This is a genomic window from uncultured Psychroserpens sp. (assembly GCF_947492715.1).
In the GTDB taxonomy this organism is placed as follows: Bacteria; Bacteroidota; Bacteroidia; order Flavobacteriales; family Flavobacteriaceae; genus Psychroserpens.
Map to the genome: position 1 here is coordinate 57,801 of NZ_CANLNS010000004.1, position 21,026 is coordinate 78,826.

At 34.2% G+C, this 21,026-nt stretch carries 21 protein-coding genes; 13 read left to right on the forward strand and 8 right to left on the reverse strand.

Going from position 1 to position 21,026, the window contains the following annotated elements; translation table 11 throughout:
- Nucleotides 1–2 precede the first annotated feature (2 nt).
- Together Q0787_RS11430 and Q0787_RS11435 are read right to left on the reverse strand one after the other, a co-directional pair.
- A complete protein-coding gene (locus tag Q0787_RS11430; RefSeq protein ID WP_298902804.1) occupies nt 3–428 on the reverse strand; it encodes a hypothetical protein in 426 nt (141 codons plus the stop codon).
- A gap of 9 nt (nt 429–437) precedes the next feature.
- Entirely contained in the window at nt 438–1,598 is a 1,161-nt protein-coding gene (locus Q0787_RS11435) for a class I SAM-dependent RNA methyltransferase (RefSeq protein ID WP_298902806.1), read from the reverse strand.
- Between the two features lie 91 nt (nt 1,599–1,689).
- Between Q0787_RS11435 and Q0787_RS11440 the strand changes: the two genes are divergently transcribed.
- The 4 genes from Q0787_RS11440 (at nt 1,690) to Q0787_RS11455 (ending at nt 4,013) form a co-directional block, all read left to right on the forward strand.
- The gene (locus tag Q0787_RS11440) at nt 1,690–2,421 is read left to right on the forward strand and encodes a bifunctional 2-polyprenyl-6-hydroxyphenol methylase/3-demethylubiquinol 3-O-methyltransferase UbiG (protein WP_298902808.1); all 732 of its coding nucleotides are present in this window, start codon (nt 1,690–1,692) and stop codon (nt 2,419–2,421) included.
- Nucleotides 2,422–2,426: 5 nt separating this feature from the next.
- Nucleotides 2,427–3,101, forward strand: coding sequence for a ZIP family metal transporter (locus tag Q0787_RS11445; protein WP_298902810.1), 675 nt, complete (start codon nt 2,427–2,429; stop codon nt 3,099–3,101).
- A gap of 4 nt (nt 3,102–3,105) precedes the next feature.
- Entirely contained in the window at nt 3,106–3,534 is a 429-nt protein-coding gene (locus Q0787_RS11450) for a DUF4268 domain-containing protein (RefSeq protein ID WP_298902812.1), read from the forward strand.
- Between the two features lie 107 nt (nt 3,535–3,641).
- Nucleotides 3,642–4,013: a VOC family protein gene (locus tag Q0787_RS11455; RefSeq protein WP_298902814.1), complete on the forward strand. Its 372-nt coding sequence runs from the start codon at nt 3,642–3,644 to the stop codon at nt 4,011–4,013.
- 186 nt (nt 4,014–4,199) lie between these two features.
- On the opposite strand, the gene Q0787_RS11460 is transcribed toward Q0787_RS11455, so the two are convergent.
- The 5 genes from Q0787_RS11460 to Q0787_RS11480 all read right to left on the reverse strand — a co-directional run bounded on the left by Q0787_RS11460 (nt 4,200) and on the right by Q0787_RS11480 (nt 11,066).
- Nucleotides 4,200–4,955, reverse strand: coding sequence for a hypothetical protein (locus tag Q0787_RS11460; RefSeq protein WP_298902815.1), 756 nt, complete (start codon nt 4,953–4,955; stop codon nt 4,200–4,202).
- Nucleotides 4,956–5,015: 60 nt separating this feature from the next.
- Nucleotides 5,016–5,642, reverse strand: a complete 627-nt coding sequence (locus tag Q0787_RS11465) for a hemolysin III family protein (protein WP_298902817.1) — start codon at nt 5,640–5,642, stop codon at nt 5,016–5,018.
- Nucleotides 5,642–6,268 carry a DUF4294 domain-containing protein gene (locus tag Q0787_RS11470; protein WP_366915890.1) on the reverse strand — a complete coding sequence of 209 codons (627 nt, stop codon included), beginning with the start codon at nt 6,266–6,268 and terminating at the stop codon, nt 5,642–5,644. The genes Q0787_RS11465 and Q0787_RS11470 overlap by 1 nt, the downstream gene beginning before the upstream one ends.
- A 219-nt stretch (nt 6,269–6,487) precedes the next feature.
- On the reverse strand, nt 6,488–10,144 hold the full coding sequence (locus Q0787_RS11475; RefSeq protein ID WP_298902821.1) for a M1 family aminopeptidase: 3,657 nt from the start codon (nt 10,142–10,144) through the stop codon (nt 6,488–6,490).
- Between the two features lie 34 nt (nt 10,145–10,178).
- Nucleotides 10,179–11,066 (reverse strand): ATP-binding cassette domain-containing protein, encoded by an 888-nt coding sequence (locus Q0787_RS11480; RefSeq protein ID WP_298902822.1) that lies wholly within the window; start codon nt 11,064–11,066, stop codon nt 10,179–10,181.
- A gap of 135 nt (nt 11,067–11,201) precedes the next feature.
- Between Q0787_RS11480 and Q0787_RS11485 the strand changes: the two genes are divergently transcribed.
- The 7 genes from Q0787_RS11485 to Q0787_RS11515 are packed head-to-tail and all read left to right on the forward strand — an operon-like array spanning nt 11,202 to nt 18,295.
- Complete coding sequence (locus Q0787_RS11485; RefSeq protein ID WP_298902823.1) at nt 11,202–12,290, forward strand: M42 family metallopeptidase; 1,089 nt, start codon at nt 11,202–11,204, stop codon at nt 12,288–12,290.
- A gap of 7 nt (nt 12,291–12,297) precedes the next feature.
- Nucleotides 12,298–13,455: an aminotransferase class V-fold PLP-dependent enzyme gene (locus Q0787_RS11490; protein ID WP_298902824.1), complete on the forward strand. Its 1,158-nt coding sequence runs from the start codon at nt 12,298–12,300 to the stop codon at nt 13,453–13,455.
- An 11-nt stretch (nt 13,456–13,466) separates the two neighbouring features.
- On the forward strand, nt 13,467–14,021 hold the full coding sequence (locus Q0787_RS11495; RefSeq protein ID WP_298902825.1) for an NUDIX domain-containing protein: 555 nt from the start codon (nt 13,467–13,469) through the stop codon (nt 14,019–14,021).
- 19 nt (nt 14,022–14,040) lie between these two features.
- Nucleotides 14,041–14,742: a PrsW family glutamic-type intramembrane protease gene (locus tag Q0787_RS11500; protein ID WP_366915891.1), complete on the forward strand. Its 702-nt coding sequence runs from the start codon at nt 14,041–14,043 to the stop codon at nt 14,740–14,742.
- 34 nt (nt 14,743–14,776) lie between these two features.
- Complete coding sequence (locus Q0787_RS11505; RefSeq protein WP_298902826.1) at nt 14,777–15,265, forward strand: acetyl-CoA carboxylase biotin carboxyl carrier protein subunit; 489 nt, start codon at nt 14,777–14,779, stop codon at nt 15,263–15,265.
- 15 nt (nt 15,266–15,280) lie between these two features.
- On the forward strand, nt 15,281–16,723 hold the full coding sequence (gene accC, locus Q0787_RS11510) for an acetyl-CoA carboxylase biotin carboxylase subunit (RefSeq protein ID WP_298902828.1): 1,443 nt from the start codon (nt 15,281–15,283) through the stop codon (nt 16,721–16,723).
- 30 nt (nt 16,724–16,753) lie between these two features.
- Nucleotides 16,754–18,295: an acyl-CoA carboxylase subunit beta gene (locus Q0787_RS11515; protein ID WP_298902829.1), complete on the forward strand. Its 1,542-nt coding sequence runs from the start codon at nt 16,754–16,756 to the stop codon at nt 18,293–18,295.
- Nucleotides 18,296–18,307: 12 nt separating this feature from the next.
- On the opposite strand, the gene Q0787_RS11520 is transcribed toward Q0787_RS11515, so the two are convergent.
- Nucleotides 18,308–19,417 (reverse strand): helix-turn-helix domain-containing protein, encoded by a 1,110-nt coding sequence (locus Q0787_RS11520; protein WP_298902830.1) that lies wholly within the window; start codon nt 19,415–19,417, stop codon nt 18,308–18,310.
- 156 nt (nt 19,418–19,573) lie between these two features.
- Here Q0787_RS11520 and Q0787_RS11525 point away from each other — a divergent pair, with 156 nt between their 5' ends.
- A complete protein-coding gene (locus Q0787_RS11525) occupies nt 19,574–20,125 on the forward strand; it encodes an SRPBCC family protein (RefSeq protein ID WP_298902832.1) in 552 nt (183 codons plus the stop codon).
- 20 nt (nt 20,126–20,145) lie between these two features.
- On the forward strand, nt 20,146–21,021 hold the full coding sequence (locus Q0787_RS11530) for a VOC family protein (protein ID WP_298902833.1): 876 nt from the start codon (nt 20,146–20,148) through the stop codon (nt 21,019–21,021).
- The last annotated feature ends 5 nt before the right edge of the window (nt 21,022–21,026 follow it).

Below are 21,026 nucleotides of genomic sequence, written 5' to 3' on the forward strand. Positions count from 1 at the left end.
CTCTAATTGAAATCGTCACTAATTTTAATCTGGTAACCATCTATTGGATACTCTTTACCATTAAAAGTGGCTTTTGCTCTAAAAAACATGGTATCCTTAACAGTTCGTAGCATTTCAATTCGTAAACCTCCATTTTTATCAATTGCTCTATCAATATCAGTAAGTCGTTTTGATGGTGTTTTTTCTACGTTGGTTTTTAAAACGTAATTACAATCATCAATCCACTCTATATCCAATACTATATAATCATCTTTAGAGATAGATTCAAACTGAGACGTTTCAGATCGTTTTAACGTAGATTTAGGAACATGCTCTGTTGCAGGAATCACAAAAGTTCCAGTTCTAAATTCTTTACATTTTAGTTCTTGTCCAAATGAAGTTGCCATAGCAAAAATCATGAAACTTAATAAGAGCACTTTTTTCATCATTATGTAAATTTAGTTATTCATATACTTACCTTTCTTACTTCCCTCATACATTACATACTTTACTAACCTTGATTCTAGCTTAGCATTAAATAAGTGAATTTTACGTGAGGGTCTTAAGCCTACATGTTTTAAAGCATCTAAATTAGATGTAATAAACCAAGCATCAGTTCCTGGGTATCCTTGTTTTAGCGTATCTCCGATTTCCTTATAAAACGTTTCCATATTAATATCTAAACGCTCCCCATAAGGTGGATTAAAGACCATGTGCAACTTATTCTCTCCAGCCTTTTGAGTTTTAAAAAAATCTTCATGTTGGATGCTAATAAACTCATCTAAATGCGCATTCTTTAAGTTAGCTTTAGCCTTAGTTACAGCACTAGGTGATTTATCATAACCAATCATTTTATGATGAAAATCTCTAGTTTTACTTAGCAAGGATTCTTCTATTTTTTCGAATAAATCTACATCCCAATCTTGCCAACGTTCAAAGGCAAATTCTTTTCGCATTAAATTTGGAGGAATATTACAAGCAATCATAGCAGCTTCCGCCAAAATAGTACCACTACCACACATAGGATCCATAAAATCAGATTGTCCATCCCAACCAGATAACATTACTAGTCCTGCCGCTAACACTTCATTTATTGGAGCAATATTAGTGGCTGTTTTATAACCACGTTTATGCAGAGATTCTCCCGAAGTATCTAAAGAAATCGTACATACTTGACGATCTATATGAACATTAATTTTTAAGTCAGGGAAACGCAAATCAACATTAGGTCGCTGGCCGTCTGTGCTTCTAAATTTGTCAACAATGGCGTCTTTTGTTTTTAACGCAACATACTTAGAATGTGTAAATACCTTAGAATGAACAGTGGCATCAACAGCAAGACTTCCCGTTGGTTTTATATAATTACTCCACGACATTTTATAGACCTGATCATACAAGTCCTGTTCGTTTAAAACACGAAATGTTTTTATAGGTTTTAATATTTTTATCGCAGTTCGTAACGCTAGGTTGGCTTTATACATAAAGCCCTTATCACCAACAAAGCTCACATTTCTAACACCTTTCTTTACGTCCATCGCACCCAATTGAATGAGTTCTCGCTCTAATAATTCTTCAAAACCATATAAGGTTTTTGCTACCATTTTATAATTATTCTCCATGCTGTACGACTAATAGATTGCAAAAATAAAGTATTTTTGTGGCTTATAAGAAGAATTAAAAATGAGATTCCTAATTTATTAGGACCTAGATATGACAAAAGACACGCAACATTGGTACGCTTCATGGTTTGACACACCATTCTATCATATTTTATATAAGGACAGAGACCATACCGAAGCACAAGTGTTTATGGATAATCTCACAGAATACCTCAATATTCCTGAAAAAGGAAGCATCTTAGACTTGGCTTGCGGAAAAGGAAGGCACTCAGTATACCTAAATAGTTTGGGGTACGATGTTACAGGTGTAGACTTATCTGAAAACAGTATTGCATATGCCAAACAATTTGAAAATGAAACGCTTCATTTTGAAGTTCATGACATGTGCAAACCTTATAAAAAGCAATTTGATGCGGTTTTTAATCTGTTCACCAGCTTTGGTTACTTTGAAAATGAAGAAGACAATCTAAGAACTATCGAAGCCATTAAAGCAAATTTAAATGAATTTGGGTTTGGTGTTATAGATTTCATGAATAGTCAATACGTCATTGATCATCTTGTTGCAGAAGACACAAAAACGGTTGAAGGCATTGATTTCCATCAGAAAAGAAGATTGGACAATGGATATATCATTAAAGATGTTTCTTTTACTGCAGAAGGTCAGGATTTTCAATTTCAGGAGCGCGTTAAGGCATTTATGTTAGAAGATTTCGAGATCCTTTTTGAAAAAGCAGGTGTTTATTTGCTGGACGTCTTTGGTGATTACAAACTAAAAAAGTTCCATAGCAAAACGTCAGAACGTCTAGTAATGGTTTTTAAATAACAGGTATGAATACTTATTTATTTCCAATTTATGCGGTTGTATTAGGAATCCTAATCGTTGTTATATTTAAACAACAAAGGAACTCTTATACAAAGCTGCTATTGTCTTTTAGTGGTGCTTTTTTATTAGCTCTTACGCTTTTTGATCTTTTACCAGAGGTTTATCATCATCTTGATACCAAGCAGACAGGACTATTCATTATGTCTGGTATATTACTTCAAATCATTTTAGAGTTTTTCTCTAAAGGTGCCGAGCATGGTCATGTTCATATTCATAAAAATGAAACCAACTTTCCATGGTTACTATTTATAAGTTTATGTATTCATAGTTTTCTAGAAGGATTTCCAATCCACCAACACAACGATATGGTTTATGGTGTTCTCGTTCATAAAATTCCTATTGCCATACTCTTGACAATGTTCTTACTACAATCTAGCTATAGCAAACTTCAAATTATAGTCTTTTTGACTGTTTTTACAGCGATGACACCTTTAGGTACTTATATTTCAAACGCAACAAGTTTAAATGCCGAATATTTGAATATGATAAACGCCATTGTAATTGGTATCTTCTTTCATATTTCAACAACAATATTATTTGAAAGTAGCGAAGGCCATAAATTTAACTTGTCTAAATTAGTGGCTATTATTCTTGGTGTAGGTATTGCTTATTTTATCTAGTATTATGTTTTCAAAAGAAGAAAGTCGCCTGCTAAGGCAAGAGTTTTGGACAAGTTTTGGGAAATCATTTCCTCGGAAATGGATCTTATATGACACCAAAATAAAAGGACTGTCCTTTAAGTTTCATTTTGACACAAAAAAAGCATTGGTTGCTTTAGACTTAGAAGATGATTTAGAAAATCGAATTTCTTGTTGGGAAAAACTAGAATCATTACAATCTATTTTAAGAGATGATTTCGTCCCTAACGTTATATTTGAAGAAGAATTTTACCTAGAAAATGGTAAAGAAATTTCTAGACTATACTTGCCTTTAGATAGAAAAGTTTCTATTCACAATAAAAATTCTTGGCAAGAGGTTATGGTTTTCTTTAATGAAACCATGGGGAAATTTGAAGCCTTCTTTGAGGACTATCGCGATATTATAAAAAGTTAACATCCTACAATTACAAATTGTAATGTTCATTGGTATATTCTTAATAAACCAAAGTGCTTGCCGCATAAAATTCATATCTTTAAATGATTAACTTAAAACAAAATAATATGAAACTTGGAGCCTTTTCAATTAGTCTAGCTGTAAAAGATATTAATGCCTCTAAAACATTTTATGAAACCTTAGGATTTACTGTGTTTGCAGGTGATATTGAACGTAATTATGTTATCATGAAAAATGGAAACGCTTTAGTAGGTTTATTTCAAGGAATGTTTGACAATAATATATTAACGTTCAATCCAGGTTGGGACGAAAACGCAAATACTTTAGACGAATTTGATGACGTGAGAAGTATTCAAAAGCATTTGAAATCTAAATCAATTGACCTTCAAAGTGAAGCCGATGAATCTACAACAGGACCTGCTAGTATAGTGATGTTGGATCCAGATGGAAACGCCATTTTAATAGACCAGCATGTTTAGTGACAAGCGTCTACAGCTTCTTTAAAACGTATGAGCGCAATCTTGAGATTGAATTCAATATCGTAGAGAATCTCACTAAAATTTATCTTATTGAAAACTTTAGCAACCTCTTCATTATATGTAAAAGGCACTATACCTAACGATTGATATTCTGAATCATCTTTGTTATGTACATAGTTGTAATACCTATTGAAATACACCATTTTCAATTGAAAACTCGAAACTAAATTCGATTAAACCAATATAGTCATCTGTTTTATTAACGCGATAAGGAAATTCCCAAGTTCCTTTAACAAAAGATACTTTAGAATCATCTTCGCTTATTTCAGTTTCAGTAACACCAACCATTATCATATTGTCCAGAAAGCATTGAAAAAGATCGGCATCAGCAGTTTCAGAATCGATACGATACGTTCCTTTTGATTCAAGGTGACCTTCCTTATTTGCTGAAAGTTTAACTGTTTCAATAAACGCTCGCTTTTCATATGGGTTTGTTTCAGAAATACTAATTAATTGATCTACGACATAATATTGTCCGTTATATTCCACCATTCCGAAGGAAAAATATTTATGTTTCGAATGATCGATTGTTGCGATAACTCTTTGAATCCCCATATCTTTCTCTATCTTATCAGTACTTTCTAAGACTTGATAGTTTGTGATATCTTTTGAATTCAATTCAAAGATTTGAATTTTACTAGTTAGGCTAAAAAAAGTCATCATAAAAGAACCTTCAACTAAACCTTTATACATTTCTGGCACTCTAGTAAGCGCTTGTTTTAGCTGCTCATCTGTACATTCTGTTTCACAAAGTTTCTTTACCATTTTAACGTAAAACTGCTCTGGGACAATAAGAGATTTAAATGCAATTGTGTCGTTAGCGACAGCAGATTCAAAAATTGCATTACCAAGAGCTTCATACGCTTTTTCCTGTGAATTCATTGTAAAAGGCAACAGCAAGAAGCAAAGAATTAAGTGTAAGTAATGATATTTCATATACAATTAAATGACATAGAAGTAAACCATAAAAAAATGACAAATTGCTCCACCTAGTACAAACAAGTGCCAGATTACATGATTATATGGGATTTTTTCAATAGCGTAAAAAACAATTCCAACCGTATATAACAAACCTCCTGCAAATAGCAAATACAGTCCGTTAGTATCCAACCTATCTGCCAATGTGGAGAAATCAAAAACAATAAGCCAGCCCATCACAAGATATAATAGCGTAGAAAATGTTTCAAACTTACCTGTAAAAAATAGTTTAAGAATCACACCAAAAGCGGCAATACCCCAAACCACCCAAAAAAGCAGCCACCCTAAGCTATCGGGTAACATAATAAGAAGCACTGGTGTATAGGTTCCAGCGATAAGCAGATAAATGCTAATGTGATCTACAATTCTAAAATAGTGCTTTCTTTTATCTCCTTTAACAGCGTGATAAAATGTAGAGGCCAGAAATAAAACGATGATGGATATCCCATAAACAATAACACTAAACAAGCCATATGGCGTTTCTCGCTTTAAAAAAACAATAAGTAAAACCAAGCCTGCAATACCGAGAGCTGCACCAATACCATGACTCCAGGCATTTAAACGTTCTTCAAAAGGCGATTGGGTGCGCATTAATTTTTAGTTTCTGCAGTAGCTTTATTTTTCAACCATTTATCTGATAAATCGTAGTAATCAAAATCGATTGCTGGTTCTTGGCGCTCTAAGTGTCTATCCTGAAAAGCGCGTTCTAAAATATCTTCGATAAAGAAATCCTCTTTCACTTCCATTGGATTGAATTCACGTTTTAAGGAAATGTCAAACAACTTGGCAGTACTGTTAAACCAAAAAGCACGCCAACCACTTCGTAATTCTTTGATGAGTTGGAACGTTGTTTTTCCTGTCTGCCGATGAATTAATTTAACTAGTATCTGACCTTCAGTACGTGTTAACTTTTTCAATTCTGCCGAGAATTCATCTTCAATGTACTTTTGAATCTTTTTAGCGTACCGTTTTTTATCTCGTTTTTTATCGAGCGTTTCTAAGCGCCGTTTCAAAGTTGTTAACCGATCTGCAGCTAACTTCGCATAAGGGTAAACCTTTAAAGTTTTTCGCTTTAATATTAAATATTGAACGCGCTCTTTTCGGTCTGAAAAATTAATTTTGTTTAATACTAATACCTCATTTAGATCTATAGCCTCCTTTACAATAGAATCTCCTTCAACATAAATATATTGCACCAAGGTGGAATCCTGCTCCACGGGTTCAATCTGAGCAAAAAGGCACAAAGGAAAACACAAAGCAATGTATACTAATAATCTCATATGTAAACTTACAGCCAAAACCGTTCCACTTTAGATATTCAAAATTAATTATTTGTTAGTTTAAAAACCCTTATTTCGTGTTAATATTATAATTATATAAAAATAAACAGAAAACCCATAAACGAAAGTGTTTATGGGCTCTATCTTAAATAGTTTTTAAGGTTTTAATTTTTTACGGTTATCATCAGAGCGCCTATCAATTAATTTATTGTAAGGATCCACACCAACTTCAGCTGGTTTTTCATCAACTATGATTGATATTTTGTTGTTTATAGACGTAATCTTATGCTTCTCCAAATACAACATTCGTTCTTTCTTTTTTCCATCAACATCATCTTCCGCAAAAATCCCAATATCTATATAATCCTTTAAAGGCACAGATAACAATGGCGTATCTTTTCCTTCTGGTGTAAATGATATTGAATCTTTATCTGCTTCAGAATAAAAACGTCTTCCTTTTTCGTCATTGCGATATTTACTCACATTAAATTCAATATCAACCTTATACTTACCATTATCCATTTCCGTAGAAGTTGCTTCAACAATGCTATTGTCATATAAGGTGATGGTCTCAAACATATCTTTTATGACATATTGTAAGCTATCTGGAGTAACGGCTTTAATGTGGTCTACCATATCAATAGAAGTTGTATAAGGTGGTTCTTGAAATTTCACCTTTTCTACATATGTTTTAAGCGCATTATTAAGTACATCTTCACCTATATAATCACTCAAGGCGTAAAGCACTAATGACCCTTTTTGATAACGTATATAGCCTTGCCCATCATTATACATTAACGGCTTCTCTCGTTTACTTTCAAAAGTTCTGAAGGTCAAATAATCGTCAAGTGCTTTCTTTAAAAATTTGCGCATTTGTGCTTTCCCGATTTCTTTTTCAAGAACTTTTAGGGACACATATTCCGACAGACTTTCAGACATGACTGTAGCTCCTAAAACATCGGCTCCAATCACTTGATGAGCCCACCACTGATGCGCGACTTCATGCACTGTAATTGCATAAGTATAATCTACACCTCCTTCATCACTATCATCTACATCAGCAATAAAACCAGCATCTCCTGAAAATGGAATCGTATTAGGAAACGACTGTGCAAAGCCACCTGCTGGAAACTCTATAATACGCAATTGTCTGTGTTGATACGGACTGAAATTCTCACTATTATATTCTAATGATGCCTTCATTCCACGCATCATTCTATCTAAATTGTATTCATGACCTTTATGGTAATAAATTTCTAAATCAACGTCCTTCCATTTATCGCGTTTCACTTCATATTCGGCAGAATTAAATGCATAAAAGTTTAAAATTTTACTATCCATTTTATAATGAAAGTAACGACGTCCATCTTCTACCCATTCCTTTTGTAAATAGCCTGGTGCAATGGCAATTTGGTCCTCACTAGTACTAACCGTAGCTTCGAAATCAACCCAATCACTATCTTTAGAAATATAGGTATTACCAAGAGCTGTAGAGTCACTTGGATGTGGTTTCAATTTGTTTGGTGGCAAATCATATTTCTTACGTGTTTTATCATCTGTAAGTTCTCGACCTCCATCATAACCTAAACTTGGAAATAATTGGAAATTATTGATAAACGTTCCATTCGCTATAATCGGTGAATTCCTAGTAATTAGAGTATTTGGTTTGTTTTTAACCGTAAAGTGCAACTTCATTGTGTCACCAGGCATTAATGGACGTTTAAGCTCATAAATATCAAAATCATACAAGGTATCCTCAGACACCAAAGCATTAGCTCGGTCAAACTCGAAAGTACTTGGGTAGTCATTATGATTTAAGAAAATGCTATCAATGGCCTGGTTTGTTTTATTAACCATAACATATTCTCCAGAACCACTAAAATCTCTTTTCTTCGGAAATATATCTAGGTTTGTTTTTACCGAAATAATTCTTGGTTGTGCCGCATTCTCATATTTTTTATAAGTCTTCTCCCAATCTACTCTTAGTTTTTCGACCTCTTTTGAAGAAAATGCTTCATTTTCAATATTGGTCTCTTTATAAATTCGAAAGCCTAACAAAATAAAGCCTGCGAAAAATGCCAACAACGTTAACACTACTGGTAGTTTAAATCTTGAAATCGAAAGCCTAAAACGTTCTCCAAAAGAATGCGGAAGTCCTCTCACCCAAAATAAACCAGCAACCACAAATAATACTAAACCTCCAAAAACCCAATAGCTCTTATAGAGTAAGTAACGGCCTAAAGAATCGCCATAACCATTCATGTCGTTATATCTAAATCCTGGTCCTTCATTATATTTAAATAAATCATTTTCAATTCCTGCTAAACTCAAAAATGGTATTCCAGCCGAAATTACAATCAACACGAATAAACCTAAATATAGATTTCTAAATAATGTATGAATAAAAAGAGCTAATAATGCCCAAATCACATAGTTTATAAGTCTTAACCCTAACAGTTCTTTTAAATACAATCCAATTTCTATATCATAATATCCTTTATATAATTGGAATAATATTCCTGCAATCATAACAACGGCCAATAACAATATTTGCATTTTTATAATCGCAATAAATTTTGATAAAAACAGTGACCAATTAGGAATAGGTGTCACATCTTCAATACCATTCATTCGTGCAGTTTTACTGCGATTTACCAAAATACCTGCATAAAGAAACGTACAAATATTAATGGCAAGTGTAAATCCACCACTACCTCTTAACATTCTCCAAGTTCTGGGATACGTAGGAGTTCCGAAAGGATTTGCAATATCAGAAAGTCCAATTAAGACGATAATTAAACCAACCAAAACAATGCTAATAAATGGCCAGCTTTTAAAAATATGCTTGAATTCTACATTAGAAATACGCCAAGTGGTTTTCAAATTCTGAAGAAAAGAATAATCAAAATTCACTTTAGGTAAGTTGATTCTCGTAATACCACCAAAATTACTTTTTATAGAGCGTTCGCCTTTCTGTTTTTTAAATAGAGAAAACGACAGCGCGTTTTGGCTAAACTTAAAAAAGCTAAATACAAGTCCAAAAACGACACTCGCAACCCCTAACCAAATTAGACGGTTGTATAAAATCACTTCTTTAATAGGCAAGTGCAATTCATTTTGTTCTGCAACTGTCCAATATCGTGTGTAATATTGCATGGCAGCACCTCCAAAAGGATCGGCTAAAGCTGCTAAATATCTATGTTCAGGATCAGATAAAAAACTCTCGGCTACACCTTGAACAAACAATAACAAGATAACGGTTATAAATCCTGCCGCGATATTTCTGCTGAATGTAACCACACCAAATACTATGGCTCCAAAGAGCAAGATGTTTGGCAAAATAAACAACCAGTAAGAATTAAAATATGATGTAAAATCAAAAGCTGTAACCAAATCTGAATTGGTACCAGGTAACCTAAATCCAATAAACATTCCAAAACCAATAGCCAAAACAATACAAGTCACAATAAGTATCGAACTAAAGAACTTGGCAAACAGATAATTGGTCTTAGTAAACGGATAGGAATACAAAATCGTATGCATCTCACTTTTATAATCGCGATAAATAGACACGCCTATAATGGATGGAAATAAAAAGAAAATAAAAATGGACAATGAAATAAAAAGGTTTGCAACACCAACAGGTGAATTTACAATTCGAGACGAACCTGTTGTTGCTGTCAAACTATCAAATATCCCTGCATTAGCGGCTGCAATAAACAAAGCTAACGCAAAGAAAATTGCCATGTATATATAGAAAGCTGGTTTTTTTAACCAATGCCTTAATTCATGAAAAAATATAGTAGAAAACATAGTGTGTGTTTTTAAAGTTTAGCGTGAAATTTAATTAGTTCATTACAGGTTCATCCTGCTTTAACGCTATAAAATACACATCATCTAATTGTGGTTCAACAGATTTAAAATCTACATCTGGTAATGCCTCAGCATGCACTCTAATATTCAATGTATTGTCCTCATTATAATTTGAAGATAGTACATTGTATTTCGCTTCATTCTCTTCTAAATTGTCGCGATCGATAATTTTAGTCCAAATTTTTCCAGACAATTCTTCTCTTGCTTTTGACGGCGTTGAGTGTTTTAATATTCGTCCGCCATTTAAAATGGCCATTTCATTACATAACTCTTTAACATCTTCAACAATATGCGTTGAAAAAATCACAGTACAATTAGTTCCTACTTCTCGGAGAACATTTAAAAATCGATGTCTTTCAGCAGGATCTAAACCTGCAGTAGGTTCATCTACAATAATTAATTTAGGGCTATTCAACAGAAGTTGAGCAATACCAAAACGCTGCTTCATTCCACCAGAATATCCTGCGACATTTTTTTTACGAACATCTGTTAGGTTTGTAATTTCTAAGACTTCGGCAACAAGTGCAGCTCTGTCTTTCTTTGAAGTCACACCTTTTAAGGATGCAAAATAATCTAACAAAGCCTCGGCAGACATTTTAGGATACACACCAAATGATTGCGGCAAATAACCCAGAATCTTTCGAAGTGACATTTTATCTTCTAAAACATTAATATCTCCAAACATGATTGAGCCAGAATCTGGACTTTGCAACGTAGCAATCGTTCTCATTAATGACGATTTACCCGCTCCATTTGGGCCAAGTAACCCAAACATTCCAGTTCCTATTTCAAGATTGAGATTGTCAATGGCCTTGACTCCATTTTTATATGTTTTTGTTAAATCCTTAATGACTAGCTTCATCTGTTTTTGTTTAAATTTAATATATAAGGTGATATGTGTAAAAATAGTTCATTTTGTTACAAAAATTAATTCAGTAAGGTTTTAATACTTAATAAATCCTTTTATTTTTACGGAAATACAAATATTAAAACACCTATGGCATCAAAAAGTATCTTGAATAAAAAATCATTAGATTTCCTCGAAAAATATTTAAACAATGCCGCTCCTACTGGTTATGAATGGAACGGACAAAAAGTTTGGATGGATTACTTAAAACCTTATGTAGATGAATTTATCACAGACACCTACGGGACAGCCGTTGGTGTTATTAACCCTAAAGCCAAGTATAAAGTGGTTATTGAAGGGCACGCCGATGAAATCTCTTGGTATGTTAATTACATCTCTGATAACGGACTAATTTATGTGATTAGAAACGGAGGAAGTGATCATCAAATCGCACCAAGTAAAATTGTTGACATACATACCAAAAAAGGAATCGTTAAAGGTGTGTTTGGCTGGCCTGCGATTCACACAAGAAGTAGAGCAAAAGAAGAAGCGCCAAAACCTACAAACATTTTTATTGATTGTGGCTGCTCTAATAAGAAGGAAGTTGAAAAATTAGGCATTCATGTTGGGTGCGTTATCACTTATCCCGATACATTTCATGTCCTAAACAAAAACAAATTTGTATGTCGTGCCTTAGACAATAGAATGGGTGGTTTTATGATTGCCGAAGTGGCACGTTTATTAAAACAAAATAAAAAGACCTTACCTTTTGGTTTATATATTACCAATTCTGTTCAAGAGGAAATTGGATTGCGAGGTGCTCAAATGATTACCGAAACTATTAAGCCAAATGTGGCCATAGTTACAGACGTAACTCACGATACTACAACACCAATGATTGACAAAAAGAAAGAAGGTCATTTAGAAATTGGTAAAGGACCCGTTGTTGCTTATGCTCCAGCAGTACAGCAAAAATTGCGTGACTTAATTACTGAAACAGCCGAAGCAAAAAAAATACCGTTCCAACGCTCTGCATTGTCAAGAGCTACAGGAACAGATACAGACGCCTTTGCTTATAGCAATGGAGGTGTTGCTTCTGCTTTAATATCATTGCCTTTACGTTATATGCATACCACTGTAGAAATGGTACATCGCGAGGACGTTGAAAATGTAATCAAAATGATCTACGAAACACTCTTAAAAATTAAAGACGGAGAGACGTTTTCGTATTTTGAATAAATAAACTATGAGTACACAACATCAAAAACATCTATTTAGTATTTCGGAAGAGGTTACCTATTTAAATATTGCTAGCCTCTCCCCTTCTTTTAAGGCTATTGAGCGAGCAGGTTTAGATGCGGTCCTTCAAAAGAGTAAACCTTATACTATACCTATTTCAGATTTTTTTGATCCTGTCATTGAACTCAAAAGTTTGTTCGCAGAACTTATTGATACAGATGAACCAGATAGGGTTGCTACAATTCCGTCAGTATCTTATGGAATGGCAACCGTTGCTAATAACGTTAAACTCAATTCGGGTGATGAAATTTTGGTAATTGATGAGCAATTTCCGAGTAACATTTATGCGTGGAGGAAACTAGCAGCTACTTATGACGCCAAAATCACCACTATTGAAAGTCCGAATCTAGAAAACAATAATGGCAAACAATGGAATCAAGATATTCTCGATGCCATTACAGCGAATACGGCTTTAGTTGCTCTTGGAAATATTCATTGGTCTAATGGTACTATATTCGATCTTAAGGCGATTAGAGAAAAAACCAAACAGCATAATGCTTTACTCATAATTGACGGAAGCCAAACTATAGGTGCTTTTCCTTTTTCAGTTAAAGACATTCAACCTGACGCCTTGATTTGTGCAGGCTACAAATGGTTATTTGGCCCTTATGGTTGTGCCTATGCTTATTATGGGAATTACTTTGATAACGGAGAACCTATAGAAAACAATTGGGCAAACCGCTTGAATAGTGAAGATTTTGCAGGTCTTACCAATTACGAATCAAGATATAAACCACTAGCAAATAGATACACAGCTGGTGAAAGTGGAAGTTTTATTTATGTCAAAATGCAAATTGCAGCTCTAAAACAAATCATTGATTGGTCGCCAAAAGTCATTCAAGAGTATTGCAAGGCTATAGCTTCCAACGCAGTAAATGAACTCATTAATTTAGGATGTAAAATTGAACACCCAAACTATAGAACACATCACTTATTTGGTGTTAAACTTCCAGAAAATTTAGATCGCGAAAAACTCAAAAAAGCCTTGAAAGAACAGCACATATTTTTATCGTTTAGAGGACAATTTATTCGCATATCATGTCATTTATTTAATACCGAAGATGACTTTGACAAACTTGTGAACTGTATAAAATCTGTATTGTAAATAGAACCATTTTGGAAGAGCGTATTGACATTGTCGACAAACATGGAAAGTTAATTGGTGTTTCGGCATTAAAATCTGAAATCCATATTGAAGGTCATTTCCATCACACAGCACATGTATGGCTTTTTAGTTCTGAAGGTGAGATTTTACTGCAACAACGTGCAGCTACCAAACTCATTTGCCCATTACTTTGGGATGTTTCTGTTGCTGGTCACGTAGATTCTGGTGAAACCATAGAGCAAGCTGCGGTTAGGGAAATTAAAGAAGAAATTGGTATTGCGATTTCGGAAAAAGCCCTTATAAAAATTGGTGTTTTTGAATGTTTTCAATCATACCCAAATGGTATTGTCGACAATGAATTTCACAATACCTACATTGCGAAAACCAATTTAACACTAGATGATTTCAGTCCGAATAAAAATGAAGTCGAGCGCCTAAAGTTTGTATCTATTGCCGAATTTATCAAAAAATTAGAGTCTAGTGATGAAATCAATTATTTCATTTCTAGTAATAAACCGTATTATTACTATGTTTTAGAAGCTATAAAAAAGCAGCTCTCAACATAATTTTCATTACTTTCATCCTATGATTAATTTATTGCTTTTAGCTCTTGGCCCAATTTTTATCATTATTCTTTATGTGTATTTTAAAGATAAATATGATAAGGAGCCAAAAGGATTATTATTGTCAAGTTTTTTATTAGGTGCCGTCGTAAGCATTATTATTACAACGCTCATTTATGTCGGATTTGATATTTTATTGCCTCTTGAAGACAAGTACAGTGTGCCACAACAATTTGTAAAAGCCTTTTTAGTTGTTGCACTTACTGAAGAGTTTAGTAAGTATATTATTGTTAGGTTTTTTGCGCAACCAAGAGATGCTTTCGATGAACCCTTTGATGGTATTATGTATGCCGTTATGGTGTCTATGGGCTTCGCCGCAACGGAAAATGTACTCTATGTTCTTGAAGGCGGTTACGCCACAGGTCTTTTAAGAGCTTTTACAGCAGTTCCTGCTCATGCAACTTTTGGTATTCTCATGGGGTATTTCATGGGGAAAGCTAAATTCTCAAAACATCGAATTAGATTAAATCTCTTAGGACTATTATTAGCTGTTACATTTCATGGATTATATGATTTTTTCCTGTTCATCGAATTTGTTCCTGGAATTTGGGTTGGTGCTTTTATATCACTTATTCTTGGTATAATCTTATCGCACAAAGCCATGAAAATCCATCAAGAGAATTCTAATTTTAATCCTAAAAACGATCAAACGAAAGTGCTATAATTTATTATCTTTATGCCGAATTAAAAAAAGTATAATGAGCCAATCCTTTAAGGTTAATGTCAATAAATCATTCAATTTTGATATTTCAGAAACAGATAGTTCCCATCTTAATAGCGTTAAATTATCAAACAATAATTATCATGTTTTACATGACGACTCTTCTTATAAAGCTGAAATAATTACTGAAGATTTTTATAAAAAATCATTTGAAGTAAAAATTAACAATAACACCTATAATATAAACATTAACAATGAGTTAGATGTTTTAATAAAGGAAATGGGGTTTGAAATTGGAAGTTCAAAAATCGTTAACAACATTAAGGCTCCAATGCCTGGTTTAATTCTTGAAATTAATGTTGAAATTGGTCAAGAAGTTAAAGAAAATGATACCCTTTTAATTTTAGAAGCCATGAAAATGGAAAACGTTCTATCTTCTCCTAGAGCAGGCATCATAAAGTCTGTTTCTGTAGAAAAAGGTGATGCTGTTGACAAAAACCAATTACTTATTGAATTTGAAGCCTAATAACCTGTAAAGTACATGAAGAAAATACTAGTAGCAAATCGTGGAGAAATTGCCATTCGTGTCATGCGAACTGCAAAAAAAATGGGAATCAAAACTGTAGCTGTATACTCTACAATAGACAGACAGTCACCACATGTTAAATTTGCCGACGAAGCCGTTTTAATAGGCGAAGCACCTTCCAACCAATCGTATTTGTTAGGAAATAAAATCATTGAAGTTGCTAAAAACCTAAACGTAGATGGTATACATCCTGGTTATGGATTTTTAAGTGAAAATGCAGATTTTGCAGAACTATGCGAAGCGAACAATATTACTTTTATTGGCCCGAAATCTAAAGCCATAAGAGTCATGGGAAGTAAACTTGCGGCTAAAGAGGCTGTTAAAGCCTATGATATTCCAATGGTTCCAGGAACAGACGAGGCCATTACAGATATTTCAGAAGCGAAAAACATAGCAAAAACCATTGGTTTTCCAATTTTAATTAAGGCCTCTGCTGGAGGTGGCGGAAAAGGAATGCGTATTGTAGAAAAAGAAAGCGAGTTTGAATCTCAAATGGATCGTGCTATTAGCGAGGCAGTTAACGCCTTTGGTGATGGTTCTGTATTTATCGAAAAATATGTGACCTCGCCTCGACATATCGAAATACAAGTTATGGCAGATACCCATGGCAACATCATTCATTTATTTGAACGAGAATGCAGTATTCAACGTCGACACCAGAAAGTGGTTGAAGAAGCGCCTTCGAGTGTTCTTACTCCAAAACTACGCGCTGAAATGGGAGAAGCTGCCGTTAGAGTGGCAAGAGCATGCGACTATGTTGGCGCTGGAACCGTTGAGTTTTTATTAGATGATGATCACAATTTCTATTTCCTAGAAATGAATACGCGCTTACAAGTTGAGCATCCAGTTACGGAAATTATCACTAATACTGATTTGGTTGAACTACAAATTCGTGTAGCCAGAGGTGAAACATTACCTATAAAGCAAGACGATCTTAAAATTCATGGTCACGCCTTAGAATTAAGAGTCTATGCAGAAGATCCTCTAAATGATTTCCTACCGAGTGTAGGCACGCTGAATACTTATAAACTTCCAGAAGGCGATGGAATTCGTGTAGACAACGGGTTTGAAGAAGGTATGGAAATTCCTATTTACTATGATCCAATGATCTCTAAACTCATTACATACGGAAAAACAAGAGACGAGGCCATTTCTTTAATGCTAAAAGCCATTGAAAATTATGACATAGAAGGCATACAAACAACATTACCTTTTGGAACTTATGTTTGTCAACATGATGCCTTTAGAAGCGGGAATTTTGACACCCATTTTGTTAAGCGATACTATGCGCCAGAAGATTTATTAAATCAGCAAAAGACCGAGGCAGAAATCGCAGCGCTATTAGCCGTTAAACACTATTTAGAAGCGCAAAAAGTACTACGTACACCAAAACATTAAACTAAATTATTCAACAACATACCATATCTTATGGATTCTAAAATACAAACACTTAACGACAAACTTAAACAAGCCTATTTAGGAGGCGGCCAGAGTAGAATAGATAAGCAGCATGAAAAGAAAAAGTTAACTGCTCGTGAACGTGTCATGTATGTTCTAGATGAAGGTTCTTTTGAGGAAATTGGAGCATTAGTCACACACAGAACTAAAGACTTCGGTATGGAAAATCAAAAGTTTTATGGAGACGGTGTTGTTACTGGTTATGGTACCATTGACGGAAGATTAATCTACGTTTTTGCTCAGGATTTTACCGTGTTTGGGGGTTCACTCTCAGAAACACATGCCGAAAAAATTTGCAAGGTGATGGATCTCGCTGTTAAAGTGGGTGCTCCTATAATTGGATTAAATGATTCTGGAGGCGCTAGAATTCAAGAAGGTGTTCGTTCACTTGGAGGTTATGCTGATATTTTCTATCGAAATGTACAGGCGTCTGGTGTAATTCCACAAATTTCAGCAATAATGGGGCCTTGTGCTGGAGGTGCCGTTTACTCTCCTGCTATGACCGATTTTACAATTATGGTTGAAAACACAAGTTATATGTTTGTTACTGGACCCAACGTTGTAAAAACGGTAACTAATGAAGAAGTCACTAGTGAAGAACTTGGAGGGGCTAGTACACATTCAACAAAATCTGGGGTTGCCCATAAAACGTCATCAAATGATATTTCATGTCTAGAAGATGTTAAAACGTTGTTGAGTTATTTACCACAGAACAATACAGAAACTCCTGCTTTACTTCCTTTTAATTTGGAAGACGAAATTAGAGATAGTCTGTCATCGATTGTTCCTGATAACGCAAATAAACCTTATGACATGCACGATGTTATCCAAGGTATCATTGATGAAGATTCATTTTATGAAATTCATAAAGATCATGCCGAAAATATCATTGTAGGTTTTGCCCGTTTAGGAGGAAGAAGTATTGGTATTGTAGCTAACCAACCTATGTTTTTAGCAGGTGTGTTAGATGTAAATAGTTCTAAGAAAGCGGCACGTTTTGTGCGCTTTTGTGATTGTTTTAATATTCCATTGTTAGTATTAGAAGATGTCCCTGGTTTTCTACCAGGAACAGACCAAGAATGGAATGGCATCATTGTACATGGTGCAAAATTATTATATGCCTTTAGTGAAGCTACAGTTCCGAGAGTAACGGTCATAACTCGAAAAGCATATGGTGGCGCCTATGATGTTATGAATTCAAAACATATTGGTAGCGACATGAATTTTGCCTGGCCTAGCGCAGAAATTGCTGTAATGGGAGCCAAAGGTGCAGCGGAAATCATCTTTAAAAAAGACATTAAAGCTGCCGATGACAAAGAAGCTAAATGGAAAGAAAAAGAAGCCGAATATGCCGAACTATTTGCTAACCCTTATAGTGCTGCAGAGCGCGGGTTTGTTGACGAAGTTATTCTTCCTAACCAAACAAGACGCAAACTTATAAAGGCATTTGCCATGTTGGAAGACAAGGCTGTTGATCGTCCTAAACGTAAGCATGGAAATATTCCGCTTTAAGTTGGTTTTCAACTAAGTCTTTTCGGTAATTGTATTCATATATGCAGTAGGAGTTTGATTTGTGAATTTCTTAAATGCGCGGTAAAAACTTGTTTTATTTCCAAACCCACATTCTTCCCCAATGGCTTGTATGGAAAGCTTTGATGCCGTTCCATTTTTAAACAGACGTTTTGCTTCTTCGACTCTATACATATTTATAAATTCATAAAATGACATTTCCATTCGCTCACTTAACACCTGTGAAATATGATGAGATGGGATGTTAATTGCTACAGATAAATCCTTTATTTTTAAATTGTGTTTGAGATGCAACTTTTCAATCTGAACGGCATTAATTAGCTGATCCTTAATTGTATTTTGTTCAGATACACTAAGAGGAGACGTTTCATATTTATCTTTATTTTTTGAAAATACATCTTTAATATCTACAATAGAATAGCTTAAAAGTAATAAGGTAATAGCCAATAAACTTGCTAATACAATTTCAGCAGTTATTGCAGCAACACCTGTTATTAAAAACCCCGTTTGAAACAACATATACATTACACACAAAAGAATAAGCGTCCATGAAATTCGTTTTAAAACCACCTTATTTCCATTATATCTAGCTTTGATTAGTCGTAATGAAAACATGATATACGCGAGAAATAAGATGATAAATGCATTGGCCGCTAGCCATGTCATGAAAGAAACATTTCCGTCTGGCAGATGTTCGTAATAGTACGTAATAACTTGGATTTTGTATGCTCTTGAACTGATTAAGTATTTAAAATGTCCTATAAATGCAATTAAAAAAGGAATCGCATGAAGTAGATCTACCGCCTTTAACTTGAACTGTTTTACTTTAAAACTTTTAACGAAAAAATAATATACAGGTCCCAAAAGAAAAAGCGTTGGGTAACTAACTCCTAGTAAATTGGGGTATTGTTTTATGATTTCCGTTGTAAATAATAAAAAGGTATCTAAATGTAAGATCATAAAAAAAAGCAGAAAGGCAAGAAACCACCTTGAAGCTCCAAGAGGCTTAGCTTTAAATAAAATCATAATTACAAAGAGACCTATTAAAATCGTCCCTCCTAGCAAGAAAGTAAGTACAAACGCTGTTGCTCCTAAATTATCCATATCAAAAAGTTAATGCAATATAGTAAGCCTTTATTAATTGCTAATACCTTTTTGTGTTTTGACTCTAACGAATTGGTTTCAATTAATTAAGCGTGTCTTATTTAATGCCGAACGACCAGCACAATCCTCTAATTTTAGATCAAAATTATATTCAAAATGATACGTAAATTATTAAAATGGACTTCAATTATTATAAGCAGTTTAATTGCTATAATCTTAATTTATGGTGGTTCACAATACCCTAAGGCGAAAGGAGTAAACCATTTCATCTCTGAGCGAATTATAAACGCTCCAAAAGATAAAGTCTGGACAATCATATCTGACGTTGGCAATTACCACAAAGTAACCGCCGCTGGTATTGATGATGTCAAAATCATAGAAGGCGAAGGTCTTGGTTTAAAACGTGTATGCGCAGATCCAAATGGTAATAGCTGGGAAGAAACTTGTACAACATGGATTCCTGAGCAGGAATTTAGTTTTAAAGTGAACACTCAAAAAGAAGATTACCCTCTACCCTTTAAATCATTATCAGCTATTTGGAAACTAGACAGTATAAGTCCGAATACCACTAAAATAACTATCGACATGAGCTACGAATTTAAGAATGCATTCTTGGGAGGATTATTTTTAAAGCTAGGAGAAAAACAAGCACATATAGATTCTAACATTCTATTGAATAACTGGCAAAAAATGGCCGAAACAAATTAATCAATTAAAAATCAAACATTATGAAACACACAATTAAAATCATGATATTGTTTGTTATATCACAAACAATGGCACAAAATTCATCTACTGTACCTAAATGGTTTCAAAAGAACATGGAAGGTTCTATAGGAACTTGGATTGCAGATAATGCAACTTATAAAAATGAAAGTGAACCTATGACCAGTTATGCTATGGATTGGGAATGGGGTGTTGGAAAAAGTTCAATAACAGGACAACTATATGGATATATTGGAGACAAAAAAGTTGGTCCTTTTTGGGAGTTTAGACAGTATTGGGATTTCGAAAAAAACCAAGGCATCCTCATACAATACGGGATAGATGGAACCGTTGGCATTGGCCCATTAAAACAAATATCTTCAAACGAAACAGAATTAACTCAAAAATTCACCAGTCCTTCTGGTGTATCAAATGTTCATGGCCACAGATCAACGTTAAGTCTTAACTCTTTTACATCGAGCTCTTTTAACATAAATGAGAATGGGAAATGGGTTGCCGATAGATCATACACTTGGAAACGTGCTAAAAAGAAAGCATCTACAGAATTAGGGGCCTTGTCATTATCACTAAACGTAAAGGATATTAAAACATCATATTCTTTTTACAAGGCGCTAGGCTTTAAAAAAATTGATGGGAATCTAGATCACAATTGGATTATACTATCAGATGGTCATTCTAAAATTGGACTATTCCAGGGCATGTTCCCTAATAACACCATTACATTTAATCCGAAAAATGTTAGGCAGCTTTATTCAAAAGTTAATAAAACTGATATAAAAATCGTGATGAAAACTGGATTGGATAAAAAAGAAGGTAAGGCATCTTTTATGATTACAGATCCTGATGGGAATCCTATACTAATTGACCAACACGATTAATTATT

Excerpts from the sequence above, each read along its gene's own strand:
- Q0787_RS11430 (WP_298902804.1), bottom strand. The coding sequence starts at position 428 with ATGATGAAAAAAGTGCTCTTATTAAGTTTCATGATTTTTGCTATGGCA.
- Q0787_RS11435 (WP_298902806.1), bottom strand. The coding sequence starts at position 1,598 with ATGGAGAATAATTATAAAATGGTAGCAAAAACCTTATATGGTTTTGAA.
- Q0787_RS11440 (WP_298902808.1), top strand. The coding sequence starts at position 1,690 with ATGACAAAAGACACGCAACATTGGTACGCTTCATGGTTTGACACACCA.
- Q0787_RS11445 (WP_298902810.1), top strand. The coding sequence starts at position 2,427 with ATGAATACTTATTTATTTCCAATTTATGCGGTTGTATTAGGAATCCTA.
- Q0787_RS11450 (WP_298902812.1), top strand. The coding sequence starts at position 3,106 with ATGTTTTCAAAAGAAGAAAGTCGCCTGCTAAGGCAAGAGTTTTGGACA.
- Q0787_RS11455 (WP_298902814.1), top strand. The coding sequence starts at position 3,642 with ATGAAACTTGGAGCCTTTTCAATTAGTCTAGCTGTAAAAGATATTAAT.
- Q0787_RS11460 (WP_298902815.1), bottom strand. The coding sequence starts at position 4,955 with ATGAATTCACAGGAAAAAGCGTATGAAGCTCTTGGTAATGCAATTTTT.
- Q0787_RS11465 (WP_298902817.1), bottom strand. The coding sequence starts at position 5,642 with ATGCGCACCCAATCGCCTTTTGAAGAACGTTTAAATGCCTGGAGTCAT.
- Q0787_RS11475 (WP_298902821.1), bottom strand. The coding sequence starts at position 10,144 with ATGTTTTCTACTATATTTTTTCATGAATTAAGGCATTGGTTAAAAAAA.
- Q0787_RS11480 (WP_298902822.1), bottom strand. The coding sequence starts at position 11,066 with ATGAAGCTAGTCATTAAGGATTTAACAAAAACATATAAAAATGGAGTC.
- Q0787_RS11485 (WP_298902823.1), top strand. The coding sequence starts at position 11,202 with ATGGCATCAAAAAGTATCTTGAATAAAAAATCATTAGATTTCCTCGAA.
- Q0787_RS11490 (WP_298902824.1), top strand. The coding sequence starts at position 12,298 with ATGAGTACACAACATCAAAAACATCTATTTAGTATTTCGGAAGAGGTT.
- Q0787_RS11500 (WP_366915891.1), top strand. The coding sequence starts at position 14,041 with ATGATTAATTTATTGCTTTTAGCTCTTGGCCCAATTTTTATCATTATT.
- Q0787_RS11505 (WP_298902826.1), top strand. The coding sequence starts at position 14,777 with ATGAGCCAATCCTTTAAGGTTAATGTCAATAAATCATTCAATTTTGAT.
- accC (WP_298902828.1), top strand. The coding sequence starts at position 15,281 with ATGAAGAAAATACTAGTAGCAAATCGTGGAGAAATTGCCATTCGTGTC.
- Q0787_RS11515 (WP_298902829.1), top strand. The coding sequence starts at position 16,754 with ATGGATTCTAAAATACAAACACTTAACGACAAACTTAAACAAGCCTAT.
- Q0787_RS11520 (WP_298902830.1), bottom strand. The coding sequence starts at position 19,417 with ATGGATAATTTAGGAGCAACAGCGTTTGTACTTACTTTCTTGCTAGGA.
- Q0787_RS11525 (WP_298902832.1), top strand. The coding sequence starts at position 19,574 with ATGATACGTAAATTATTAAAATGGACTTCAATTATTATAAGCAGTTTA.
- Q0787_RS11530 (WP_298902833.1), top strand. The coding sequence starts at position 20,146 with ATGAAACACACAATTAAAATCATGATATTGTTTGTTATATCACAAACA.